This is a genomic window from Psychrosphaera sp. B3R10, from assembly GCF_018861025.1.
In the GTDB taxonomy this organism is placed as follows: Bacteria; Pseudomonadota; Gammaproteobacteria; order Enterobacterales; family Alteromonadaceae; genus Psychrosphaera; species Psychrosphaera algicola.
In genome coordinates, this window is record NZ_JAHKQH010000040.1 from 1 (window position 1) to 12175 (window position 12175).

Annotated in this window: 10 protein-coding genes; 5 read left to right on the forward strand and 5 right to left on the reverse strand. The window is 39.1% G+C overall.

From position 1 onward, the window contains the following. Window positions 1-1065: 1065 nt before the first annotated feature. The gene (locus KO525_RS13785; RefSeq protein WP_215964413.1) at window positions 1066-1443 is read left to right on the forward strand and encodes a hypothetical protein; all 378 of its coding nucleotides are present in this window, start codon (window positions 1066-1068) and stop codon (window positions 1441-1443) included. Between the two features lie 95 nt (window positions 1444-1538). Further along, window positions 1539-3566, forward strand: coding sequence for a TonB-dependent siderophore receptor (locus KO525_RS13790; protein WP_215964414.1), 2028 nt, complete (start codon window positions 1539-1541; stop codon window positions 3564-3566). A gap of 159 nt (window positions 3567-3725) precedes the next feature. Here KO525_RS13790 and KO525_RS13795 read toward each other — a convergent pair whose 3' ends face one another. Together KO525_RS13795 and KO525_RS13800 are read right to left on the reverse strand one after the other, a co-directional pair. Then, on the reverse strand, window positions 3726-4382 hold the full coding sequence (locus KO525_RS13795) for a Bax inhibitor-1 family protein (protein WP_215964415.1): 657 nt from the start codon (window positions 4380-4382) through the stop codon (window positions 3726-3728). A 236-nt stretch (window positions 4383-4618) separates the two neighbouring features. Next, a complete protein-coding gene (locus KO525_RS13800) occupies window positions 4619-6286 on the reverse strand; it encodes a hypothetical protein (RefSeq protein WP_215964416.1) in 1668 nt (555 codons plus the stop codon). Between the two features lie 507 nt (window positions 6287-6793). On the opposite strand from KO525_RS13800, the gene KO525_RS13805 reads away from it, so the two are divergent. After that, window positions 6794-6988 (forward strand): YwbE family protein, encoded by a 195-nt coding sequence (locus KO525_RS13805; RefSeq protein ID WP_215964417.1) that lies wholly within the window; start codon window positions 6794-6796, stop codon window positions 6986-6988. A gap of 191 nt (window positions 6989-7179) precedes the next feature. Here KO525_RS13805 and KO525_RS13810 read toward each other — a convergent pair whose 3' ends face one another. The 3 genes from KO525_RS13810 to KO525_RS13820 form a co-directional block, all read right to left on the reverse strand. Beyond that, the gene (locus tag KO525_RS13810; protein ID WP_252738708.1) at window positions 7180-8397 is read right to left on the reverse strand and encodes a sensor domain-containing diguanylate cyclase; all 1218 of its coding nucleotides are present in this window, start codon (window positions 8395-8397) and stop codon (window positions 7180-7182) included. 628 nt (window positions 8398-9025) lie between these two features. Next, on the reverse strand, window positions 9026-9721 hold the full coding sequence (locus KO525_RS13815; RefSeq protein ID WP_215964418.1) for a 2OG-Fe(II) oxygenase: 696 nt from the start codon (window positions 9719-9721) through the stop codon (window positions 9026-9028). Window positions 9722-9947: 226 nt separating this feature from the next. Beyond that, a complete protein-coding gene (locus tag KO525_RS13820) occupies window positions 9948-10538 on the reverse strand; it encodes a paraquat-inducible protein A (protein ID WP_215964419.1) in 591 nt (196 codons plus the stop codon). Window positions 10539-10902: 364 nt separating this feature from the next. On the opposite strand from KO525_RS13820, the gene KO525_RS13825 reads away from it, so the two are divergent. Both KO525_RS13825 and KO525_RS13830 read left to right on the forward strand, forming a co-directional pair. Next, window positions 10903-11286 carry a GntR family transcriptional regulator gene (locus KO525_RS13825; protein WP_215964420.1) on the forward strand — a complete coding sequence of 128 codons (384 nt, stop codon included), beginning with the start codon at window positions 10903-10905 and terminating at the stop codon, window positions 11284-11286. Window position 11287: 1 nt separating this feature from the next. After that, on the forward strand, window positions 11288-12175 hold the full coding sequence (locus KO525_RS13830) for a hypothetical protein (RefSeq protein WP_215964421.1): 888 nt from the start codon (window positions 11288-11290) through the stop codon (window positions 12173-12175).

Genomic DNA, 12175 nt, shown 5'->3' on the forward strand with positions numbered 1-12175 from the left:
AGATTTATATCTCGAAGTGAACGGCAGGGACGCCGTTGCAAGGGATGGTTGTATATGGACATACTTTCATCCCGTCTTCGACGATAATATAAATATCAAATAAGGATTAGGGATTTGGCCGAAAGCGGCCTTTTTGCCTACTTTTTGGGCTGTTGCAAAAAGTAAGGTCGACGCAGTCGAAATAGCTGCCTGCAGGGCAAAGAAAGGCGCAGCCTGCAATGCGAATTATGAACTTCCTCTGCACTTGGTTGGAGGTTCCAAATATCGCTGTGGCTCGACTCATTTTACTAGCTAGGGAATGACGTTTTTTGTTCTGGTTATTATGAGCTAATTTAGGGCAAATTATGAACTTCCTCAGCACTTGGTTGGAGGTTCCAAATATCGCTGTGGCTCTTTTGGAATGACGTTTTTTGTTCTGGTTATTGTGAGCCAATTTAGGGCGAATTATGAACTTCCTCTGCACTTGGTTGGAGGTTCCAAATATCGCTAATGCTCTTTTGGAATGACGTTTTTTTCTGTTTAATTGAAAGACGGTATTTCTAAAAAAATGTTTTCACACCAAAAGTTCAGGCGACTTATTCCTTCGTCTAAATCCCCCTTAGTTGAGATTTATATCTCGAAGTGAACGGCAGGGACGCCGTTGCAAGGAATGTGTATAGGGATGTACGTACATTCCGTCTTCGACGATAATATAAATCTTAAATAAGGATTAGGGATTTGGTCGAAAGCGGCCTTTTTGCCTACTTTTTTGGCTGTTGAAAAAAGTATGGTCGACGAAGTCGAAATAGCCGCCTGCAAGGCAAAGAAAGGCGCAGCCTGCAGGGCGAATTATGAACTTCCTCTGCACTTGGTTGGAGATCCCTAATATCGCTTAGGCTGACTCATATTACAAGCTAGGGGAATGACGGTTTTTTTCTGTGGTTTTAGAATGACGTTTTTCTGTTTGGTTTGAATAGCGGTTTTTGTACATTGATAATGCGCTGATGAGAAATAAACTTAGCTGTGACTATTCACTTACCATAATGAAACTTTTAAACTGTTGTGCATATTGTGTTTGGGGTTTTTATGCATAAAGCGGTTTCAAGAATACTAGTGCTAGCGATGATGCTTGTTTCCTTTGCGGGACAGGCGCTCACCTACAATGCTGCTCAATTTTGTGAAACAAACGAAGACTCGCACTCGCTATCTAACAACCTAACAGTCATAACCTCAAACGATTTACCTGCTTCCGATGTCGATAACCCAGCGGATTGCTGTGATGTCGAATGCTGTGATCTGGACTGTATCTGTATTGCCAATGCTTGTTCATCCGTGGCTTATTTTAGTACAGAACACATTTCTACTAAGCCGTACTTATCTGATGAAATGACTTACCTACAGCAATTTGAGCGGCCTAATTCTGTGGCAAGTTTACTTTATCGCCCTCCCATTTTTACCTCATAACGAGCGAGTTTTGCTCCCAGTTTTTTACAACAAGTCATTTTTAATTGAATTAATACCATAGTGCTGGGTTATTGCCAGCATTGCCCGAGGCAAAAATGTTAAAAAAATATATAAAATCAACAGTAGCAATGCTGTTAATTCCGGCGTTTGTTTACGCAAATGAAAGTGAACACGGCAAAGAGCATAGTGATGAACATCACGAAAAACATGAAGAACATGGAGAACATGGAGAACATCAACATAGTGAAAGTAGCATTGAACGGATCCAAGTAAGAGCTTCTCGTTTAGGTCGTATTGTTACTGAATCAGCCACACGAACCGAAATAATTAATGGTGAAGAAATTCAGGAAAAAGCGTTAATGCGTCCCGGTAATATCTCTATGTTAGTTGCTGAAACCGGTGGTGTCAGAGTACAAACAACCTCGCCAGCGTTAGGCAGCGCCAATATTAGACTGCAGGGCCTATATGGGCGTTATACTCAATTGTTAAGCGATGGTTTGCCTTTGTACGGTGGCCAAACCGCGTCAATTGGCCTCCTGCAGATCCCACCAACCGATCTTGCAAATGTTGAAATAATCAAAGGGTCTGCTTCGTCACTTTATGGCGGTTCTGCGCTTGGGGGTGTCATAAATCTCATTTCACGGACGCCTTCGGATAACTATGAAGGGGAGGTGCTGGTAAACCTAACCTCCAAAGACGGCCAAGATGTTACGTCTTATTTTGCATCACCTTTAACAGATGCGTTAAGTGGTTCTGTCACTGCAGGTATTCATAACCAACAAGAACAAGATTTAGATAACGATGGTTGGATTGACATGGCGGGTTACCAAAGAGGCAGTGTCCGACCCCGTTTCTATTGGCAAAACGACAGCGGCGCAAATCTATACGTGACATTTGGCGCAATGACTGAGCAAAGAACGGCTGGAACTTTAGATGACGCACATCTCCCTGACGACAGTGCTTTCCCATTGACCCAAGACACGCTTAGAACCGACATAGGCTTCATTTACGACCAACCGATAGGTGATGAGCTAAACTTAAATATGCGTGGCTCTGCGATGAATCAAGAGCATCAGCACGAGTACGGCGCTATCCTTGAAGATGATAGTCATGAAAGTTATCTGATCGAGTCGAGCTTATCTGGGTATTCTGATCAAACCGCATGGTTAGTTGGCTTGGCACTTCAAACTGAAAGATTTGACTCAAATACATTCTCAGAATTTAATTACTCTTATCAAGTACCAGGGTTGTTTTCGCAAGTGGACTACGAAGCGAGCGACGATATATCAATGTCGCTGAGCGCTCGCGCCGATTGGCATAGCGAATATGGAACCCAGATAAGCCCTCGTGTTTCAATATTGTACAATCCTGATAACTGGACAGTTAGAGCGGCATACGGGCAAGGATTTTTTGCACCAAGTCCATTTATTGAGGACATCGATGAGGTGGGTTTATCTCGTCTTGCGCCATTAGGTAGCCTTGACGAAGAGCGAGCATCAACTGCATCCATCGATTTCAGCTATGTGTTGGGCAGTATAGAAGGCAGCATGACATTATTTGCTTCCGACATCGATAACGTTACGGAATTAGAAGCAATTGAAAATGCTGACATGTATGCAGAAAAACAAGTCCGCATTATCAACTCTGCAGGCGAAACTGAAATCAGAGGGGCCGAACTATTGCTACGCTACCGCTGGCGCGACATCAAATTTACAGGCAGTTATTTATATACCGATGCTACTAAAGAAGATGATTCCGGTCTTAGCCGTCAACCACTAACGTTAACACCAAAACACTCCGCTGGATTTGTGGTTATGATGGAGGAACATGGCAGTCATTTGTTGGGATTTGAAGCTTATTATACCGGCACACAACATCTTGAAAACAACCCTTACCGCACCAAAAGTAAACCCTATTGGCATTTAGGGCTTTTAGGGCAAATTACCGTTGGTCGAGTAAGCTGGTTTGTTAATGCCGAAAACTTATTAAACATTCGCCAAACTCGCGACGACTCATTGTTATTACTTGAACAAGCAGCCAGTGGCCGATGGACAACCGACATCTGGTCAAGAAATGATGGATTTACGGTAAACGCCGGATTACGATTTAAATTTGGTGGTTAGCGATTAAATTCGTTCACTGTTACTCGGTGTTATCTGTATTTTTACTTTTAACACCGACCTTTAAATATAACCACTCAACCAAAGAATAAAGCACTAACGAATAAGAACAACAATTTAGAAAAATCTATTCACCGTCCTGTACTACGGATTCAGAGTTACCTATTTTCTACCAAGAATTCTTAATATGCGTAGAAACAGATTAATAATATCCATATAAAGAGCAGCCGCACTATCTACAGCGTTGTCATAGGTTTTTGGAATCGCGTTAGCTCTTGCCCAGTCATATCCGATATAGCCACAAAAAATAACAGCAACAACCCAATCTAAAATACCGTGATGCGTGTTAAATACAAAAATTTCAATAAGCTCAACCACAATGACGCAAAAAAGTGCGATGGTGAGGCCACCGGCAATTTTATTAAAAAAGGCCGGATACATAGACCCTAAAACCATCATGACAAAAGTTACCATTCCTGTAACTCTTATGGCTTCGAGCACAATGTCAGGATTATACTGGCTTACCACTAAATTAATAATTAGCCCAAAAGGAACAACAACAAAGTTGTACCCAATGAAGCTCACCAGAGCACTAAGGGATTTGCTAAATAGATAAACACCAAAGAAGCAAGAAGCAAAGTAACCGATATAGAAGAAAATAGGATTAATACTACTAATTGACTCAACTGGAATATTTAAAACCATCCACCAATTAACAGCAAATCCCCAGATTAATGTAAGCCCAATCACAAAGTTATACGTTGAACCGCTTATTCGTTTATTTGCGGTTTCTGTTCTATCAAATACATTTACTTCCATTTTTACTTCCTGATAGTTTAATCGTCGATTCCTGACGCATGGCACGCCTTACTTCATTGATAACAAAATCCAATAGTGCATGCCAGATATAATTTGAGACGACTGGCTGTTCATAAACGACGTTTCATCGACTCTGACCCCACAGCTTGGATTCGCAGGCTTAGTTTATGTTTTACAAAATAAAAAGGCAGACTCGTTGTCTGCCTTTAAAATGTAACTTTATGCGGTTCTCTGGGTTATTTTAATGCCCAAATAGCGTCATAACCCAACTCGTTCTCTTTCTTCTCCATCATCTTAAAGCTTTGTCTCAAAGCTTCCATCAACTCTTTTTGACGCGTCACTTCAGGTAAAATATCCATCATAGTGGCCGCATTCATTTTCGCCTCATCTAAAGGCATACCAGTACCTGAAATAGTACCTTGGTGGAAGATAGTTGGCCCAGCTTTATAGCCATTTGGTGCGCCTGAAATTTGAATACTCATCACTGGTGACAAAGTAAAAGTATTCCAAGGCATTGCCAGGTCAATCGTTACCGAAATCAAACCATCAACACCTAACTCTCTGATTAGGTGAGCATCAACTCGGTCAGATGCAAATGTAGATGATATATTGCCAACGATAGAGGAAAATGATGTTGGAATAAGGTTTTTAGTCCCTTTATACGATTTTTCCACTTCAACAATGGTGTTTTCATCGGTGACGGCTTCTAATTTTTGATAAGAAGGTGCTCGCAATACGTTCTCTACAGGAATAAGTTTAATGTTGTATTGGCTTTTTAAGACTTTTTCCAAATCTACGTATAAACCATCAATATAACTATCCCAAAAAGCGTCCGGTAAGGTTGGAAAAGTTCGAGTACTCGTTGTAGTCGTAGTTGTTTTTACGCCACCTAATGTACTGCTCGACGAATCCGTTTTTGATTGTTTAAGTTTTGTAGCTCGCACTGTAAACGATGCTAACGCAAATGTTTTTCCAGAACTCATTGGTCGGCCATAAAACGCATTTGGCTTATTCATTTTTACTTTCATTTCGCCATTTTTTATGGCGATTGTTTCTTCAATATTAATCCCATTGTCCTTAACAACCCCGGTAAATGCGGTTTCCACTTCACCTTTAATTGAAACAGGAACAACATCAATCGACGCACCAATAATTTGACTAGCGCCCACACCCTTTATCACTTTTAAGTTGGTATCAAATCGTTCAACTTTAAGCCAATTCGCACCAGACGTAGCTGGCACTGGCGTAATTGGATTCTTCCAAATTTCTGCAGGTAGCGTAATGTCATCTTTGTATTTAAAAATTCCCGACTCAATAAATGAGTTAATACCCATCACTTTCGTTACTAGCGACACAGAAAATTCAGTATTTTTATCATGTTGCGGGCTTTTCATTTTTAATCGTAAATCTGAATTTAGATCAATTTCCATTCCAGATTTTTTACCATTGACCGACACAATTTCGATCAAAGGTGGTGGTGTTATCGAGAATTCTGCAACCTGACCAGATACCGTTTCTATTCGAATCGTTTTAGGGGAGATATCATTTTTATCTATCCATTTACCATAAAAGCCATTCGCGGTATGAGGTATTTCTGTGCCATCTATAAACACTTTACCGTCTATAGTATACATACCAACACCATCACGTTTCAGAAAACTTACCGAAACTAGATTTGCCCCTTCGCGCCAATTTTCTCCGAGATATTCAACTTCAAATGTTTTTACATCTGCTGAATACATATTCCGAACAAACCCAGCGGAAATAGATACAACTGATAAATCGGAAGTTTTTGAAGTTAAAAGATTCGCAGTCAACTGCCCTACTTGCTTCATTACCGAGCCACAGCCCGCTACCAACAAAGCTACGAGAATAATACTGTATATTTTGTACTTTAATGTCATTGTTTTTCCTTAAAATTTAACACTACAATTTACCGCTAATGTACTACTCCACTTTCAAGTACCTAATGGAATAATCACCAAATAAACCAACGAGTTACAGCAGTCCTTTTAAATGACATTCGTTTGTTTTAGTTTGACTATTAGCCTTATTAAATAACTCGTTTTCCAATATTTAATTGGTTTCCCGGTATGGCCGGTTTTAAAAGTATAGCCAACAATTATATACTTGCTTCATTTATCCAATTAATAATTTTTATTATAGAAAACAAGTAGATAACTAGATTTTGTTAACAATAACAATTTTTCCATATAGCATAAGTCGATTTTTACCCCGTAATTTCCGAACGCCACTTTTACTTTCTCTCGTTTTGTTGCAACTCGCCACTAACGCTGTATTTGGCAAACGATAATGCGGGGCAAATACCTATTTTGTTATCCCTGCACTAAGACGCCAAACTGTGACATAATTTAAAAAATTATTACTATGCATAAACTGGGAAATACGTAATGGATGGACAAAATCGTTCGGATATAGAAATAGGTTCTGATGTGAAAATCGTGCTGAAAAAAGATCAACGCTCTGGTCGTCTGACTGAAGGGGTGGTAAAAGACATTTTAACTAATTCGCCATTTCATCCCCATGGCATTAAAGTTCGTTTGGAAAGTGGTGACGTAGGCAGAGTAAAAGAAATCGTCGGTTAGCTATTAGACTTGTTTTAAACCGGTATCCAAAAAGGTTTGCGATTCAGTGGCAAACCCTTGAGTTTTATATTCGTCCTGTGTTGCAACCTTACACCTCGCCTTCCATTGCCAAGATTTTATTAAGTCGGTTTGCTTCTGCTTCAACAAATAGATGCTAACTAAGTCAGGAAATATGTTCTGTAAATTTAGACTTATTTAGCAACAACAACACGATTTTTACCTGTGCGCTTGGCTTGATATAAAGCGTCATCAACTCGTTTAAACAAGGAGTCCGCGTCGTCATTGTCACGAACTTCTGTTACCCCTAAACTGACTGTCACAGTCTTTTGAGCTTGGTGTTTTAATTCTGCATTGTTTTCAATATTTTGTCTGACCTGCTCAGCGATCTTGAGGGCATCTTCTGACTTAGTGTCGATTAACAAAATAATAAATTCTTCGCCGCCCCAACGAGCGATAAAATCACTTGTTCGAATGGTTGTCTTTAAGATATCGGCAATTTTAATTAAAACACCATCACCGACGTCATGACCTTCCACGTCGTTTACCTTTTTAAAATCATCTATGTCAAAAAACACCACAGCTAATTCTTGTTGGCGGCGCTTTTTCATTACAATAAAGTGCTCCAACCTGCTGTAAAAGGTCCTTCTATTGGGTAGGTCGGTCAAACTGTCATTGCTAGCAAGTTCATTCAATTTGCCGTGAATTTTTCTCACATATAACACGACAATAATAGTGATCAATAAGGTTATTAGAACCGATACAATAATATTAAAATAGAATGCTTCTTGAACCGACTGAGTAAAATTATCTACTTTAGCTTCTACCACAACATAAAGATCTAATTCTGGGACATATTTTTTAGTTAACAAATACGCTTCGCCGTTCATAGTGTATTCAAATAACTGCTTATCTGGTTTGGTGATATCTGGTATTAATCGGCTTAATTCTTCATGCTGATTTAGGTGAGTTAAACTATTTACCTCTTGCTCTGCGATAAATACCTGACCAGAAGTATTTATAAAATAAACACTAAAATTAAAACGCTCTCTAAAAAACTTAAGCATTTCATTGATGTAAGATGTTTTTAGGCCTATTCCAGTTGCCCCTAGCATGTTGTTATTATCATCATAAATTTTATGATTGATAAACATGATCAATGCTTCACCCATGTGCTTATTATAATCAATATTAACTTCGCTTTGTTCAGCCTTATCTCTGAAGGAAAAGTACCAATCATTGTGTTCATTGTTAATATCTATTTTTTCAAGAAAACCATTAGCCGTGTAATAGTTGTGGCTCTTTTCAGAAACCAAAAACGCAGTGAACATATTATATTTATTTTTTATCGTGCCGAGATACTGAGTAATTTGACTCACATCACTTTCTTCATGTGCCAGCCAATCCTTCATGAACGTGTCATTAGACATTACGGAGGCGATTAGATTGGGTTCTATGATTTGCTTTTGAATTTTTGTGTAAATATTGTCTACCGTTAAAGGCAAAGAGCTATTTTTTAACTGCTTGCGCGTCGACTCCATAGACTCTGTATAATTAAGAACCGTTAAACTAATTGATAAAGTAAATAAAAGGGCGGTGATTATAAAAACAATTCGGTAGTCAAAGCGCATAGGTTTAAGGTTCTGCAAGAAAGAAAATGCTCGGCTAATGTTAACAAGTTAGCGTAGAAAAGTAACTCCCCAATTGCTTTACAATAATACCTCTAACTAAAAAAATACACTAACAAGCGATTCTCACATTATTATCTATCACACCAGCTGATACCTTAATATTGTACAGAGGCGACATGCGTCAACCAAATGGTGAGCCAGCAACTGACTTTATTAACAAATGATCAATACTTGACTGTTAGTCACTTTAAATAAAGTGGGCTCAACTGGCCGACTAAAATCAAAAAGGGAAAACATACATTTTCCCTTTTTAATTCACTCAACATTATTTAAACCATACCCTTATAATTTTTTTTCAAAGCCGTTAAACGCGGTTGTGTTAACGACACTTTTAAAAACAAAAAAATTATTACTCTGACCAATACCAACTCGTGACGTTATAACGATAACCTGCGGCATGTTCAGCGTTTAGCTTATTCACCCAGTGTTCTGAGCCTTCCGAGGCGGGATCGAATAGCACACACCGATTATACAGAGGCGCAATCGTAACTGCCTTATCGTCTTTACCTAGAAAGACTAACTCGCCACCAGCATTTAAATTCCACGTTTTATTTAAATAAAGCAACAAACAGACTTCCCGGCCCGGAGAATCGTCCGCATGTAAGGAGACAAAATCGGCTGAGCCTAAGCGGAAAAAATTGGTATTAAGCTCGGGATCGCCAACATTGATGTCTGTTAAATCAACATTAAATACTCTCGATAACAAAGACAAAAACGTTTGAGAACGCAGAAACGCCAAAAAATCCTGAGCGGGGCTTGCCCGTAAACTGGTATTTTTTAAAGTTGGACGTTGCCATGAATCTCGTTGCACAAACCGCTCTTCGTCACTGACTTCATGCCATTTAGATTGATCAACATACAGTTCAGAATAGGAGTGTGTTTGAGTTTGCCAATGAGTTGGTTGGCTTAAGACGTCCATCACGTCATTAAGTTTGGCTTCGTCAAACAAGTTATCAATAACGACATAATTTGGGCTGGTGCTTGTCAACTTTGCCCGATAATGTCGTATTGCAGAATCGCTCACCTGTTCTTCATTCAACCACATTAACTCTACCTACTCGCCTTTAGCAATTTTGACATTGAAGTGGATAATACAGGGTTAATCAAAAAAATGAATCGTAGGAAAAAGCTTACTTACTTGTTTATTTACTCTGCCTTTAAACTAAATTCTGTAATGACCCCTAGGCACAAAACCCTCATATTTGATGAAATATTGATTTTTTAAGCCCACCCTCAATTTGTTTACAAATCCTTCCGAAAAAGTTATCGGGTTACCTTTTTAGGACCGGTTCGGTCACTTTAGATGCTGACATTAACTGCGTACCGGCAATAGATAACAGGCAATAGGTTGTGAAGAAATAGAAACCGTTGCCCAGTTGCGAGATGGTTTGACTGCTGATCTCCACGGCAAGTTGAAAGCCAAATACCGAAAACTCTTTCACCGTCGACGTTTCTGCATGGTTGGTTGATAATACGGCTAAAAATATTGCAACCACAAACACATCGGCCATCGACCACTTACCAATTGCATTAACAACATTCAGAAGCTTCGCTCTTAGTTGCTGTTCATGAATAAAATAGGCAATCGTTACCATCACCAATTTGATCAGTGGGATACATACCGAAAAGGCAAATATGAGTATCGCTACAAAAAAGCGCTGCTCCTGCCAAAGAGTATCTACGGTCGCCATAATCGACAATTCCTTGCCAACCAAGGGTGCTGTTAATTCAGAATTACTCAGCAAGACCATCATTTCCATATCAAATTCAAACATAGTGATAAAAATACCAGGGAAGAAAAAGCCCAATGCCAGCATATTTAACAAAAAACCAAAATGTTGACGTTTTGTTTTCGACCGCATTGTTCCTAACCCTTTTGTATCCGACCCCATACTGCTTCCTCACTTGTTCACTGTGTATTGAACACTAAATATTTCTAATAACGTATCTTAGTTTTCTGACGTTGAAGTGCAATCTCTATGTTTAAAAATGGAAAATTAGCGCATGTAGAAAAATAACAATGACATCCAATTTTGTTTAATCATTACGGAAAACAAAAACGTTGCATGTTTTTCATCCAACTGCTATCTTTCAACTCTATTGTACCACTTGACCCACGGGTACAATGGTACAAGGCTAAAATAGATGTAAGGTTACAACGATGCAAAGGTACAACAAACATTGGTACAAGAAGCCAATACGCAAGTACACACTAACGGAGGATTTATGATAGTTGTTGATTTAAACAGTAGTGAACCCTTGTTTAGTCAGTTAATTAATCAGATCAAAAAAGCAATTACCAACGACGAGCTACTTGCGGGTGCACCATTACCTTCTATTCGACAGCTCGCCAATGAATTGGACGTGAATAATAAAACCGTTGCTAAGGCTTATAAGCTTTTAGAACGTGACAATGTTATTGAGTCAAAGGGGTACAGAGGGACTTTTGTGCATCCAGAAGCAAAACAACATTGCACATTTAATTTAAACAATTGGTTGAATGAACAGCTCACCGACGTTGTTCAAACTCTTAAACAGTCTGGTGCGACCGACTCTGAAATTCGGATTGCATTTAACCAGGTAATGACACAGCAAACAGAGGCTAACTAACATGATGACGCCAGAAATCGCAGAATTAAGCACCCTACAAATCGCGTTTTACGCGACCATCTTTCTACAAGTTTTGATTACCACGGTATTAATTCCAACAAATATTTACAGAACGTTTGTAACAATACTGTCGAATTTTGCCCTTGAACACCAATCAAAAAGCACCGAAATATCTGCACGAGACATCAAGTTTGCAAAAGCGAGTTTAACTATCTATTTAGTCTTATCTGTAGTTATCGCCTTGTTTTCGACCTATGTTGTGCTGAGTAGTTATGTAGAGCAGAAAGAGTTGTTAAATTGGGACAACCAAGCCGGTGCGATTGTCTTATTTTTCCTCGCCATATTACCTGTCATTACATTAGCTTTATTAAATAGGTCGTTCCTTAAACATATTAGACAAAGCGTCTCAAGCCTGCGCAGCGCGTCGTTGTCACCATTAACATGGCGGGACTTTATGTCGCCAATGGTCATTATATTATTGGCTATTGGTCAATTAACGTTTATAGGCGCGACCGCATATTTCACTTTGAACCCATTTGACGGATTTGGTGGCATGTGGAATATTTTAGGTTTGGTCTTTTTAAATTCTGTGATGGGCTTCACAGTTTATAGCGGCATGAACAATCGAGGGTTGTCGACCATTGCCAATGAACACGAAAGGCTCAGCGCAAAAAAATTGATCATCAACGTTAATGTATTTATTTGGGTCGTTGCATCATATTACCTTACGCTGTCTTTGCTATTGGCTGGCTTTGATCTAAAAAGCTATTCTTTGGTACTACAGAGTATCTATTTACAGATTATTTTTATTGCCATGATTAAGGCATTTAAAGTTGGTGAATATAAAGCGCTTGATGCAAATTCACAGTTAAAATCATCATTGAACTAA

What these genes read in the sequence shown, in the direction of transcription:
- KO525_RS13795 (WP_215964415.1), bottom strand. Translation starts at nt 4,382, where the DNA reads ATGGAAGTAAATGTATTTGATAGAACAGAAACCGCAAATAAACGAATA.
- KO525_RS13830 (WP_215964421.1), top strand. Translation starts at nt 11,288, where the DNA reads ATGATGACGCCAGAAATCGCAGAATTAAGCACCCTACAAATCGCGTTT.
- KO525_RS13815 (WP_215964418.1), bottom strand. Translation starts at nt 9,721, where the DNA reads ATGTGGTTGAATGAAGAACAGGTGAGCGATTCTGCAATACGACATTAT.
- KO525_RS13825 (WP_215964420.1), top strand. Translation starts at nt 10,903, where the DNA reads ATGATAGTTGTTGATTTAAACAGTAGTGAACCCTTGTTTAGTCAGTTA.
- KO525_RS13810 (WP_252738708.1), bottom strand. Translation starts at nt 8,397, where the DNA reads ATGAAGGATTGGCTGGCACATGAAGAAAGTGATGTGAGTCAAATTACT.
- KO525_RS13820 (WP_215964419.1), bottom strand. Translation starts at nt 10,538, where the DNA reads ATGCGGTCGAAAACAAAACGTCAACATTTTGGTTTTTTGTTAAATATG.
- KO525_RS13800 (WP_215964416.1), bottom strand. Translation starts at nt 6,286, where the DNA reads ATGACATTAAAGTACAAAATATACAGTATTATTCTCGTAGCTTTGTTG.
- KO525_RS13785 (WP_215964413.1), top strand. Translation starts at nt 1,066, where the DNA reads ATGCATAAAGCGGTTTCAAGAATACTAGTGCTAGCGATGATGCTTGTT.
- KO525_RS13805 (WP_215964417.1), top strand. Translation starts at nt 6,794, where the DNA reads ATGGATGGACAAAATCGTTCGGATATAGAAATAGGTTCTGATGTGAAA.
- KO525_RS13790 (WP_215964414.1), top strand. Translation starts at nt 1,539, where the DNA reads ATGTTAAAAAAATATATAAAATCAACAGTAGCAATGCTGTTAATTCCG.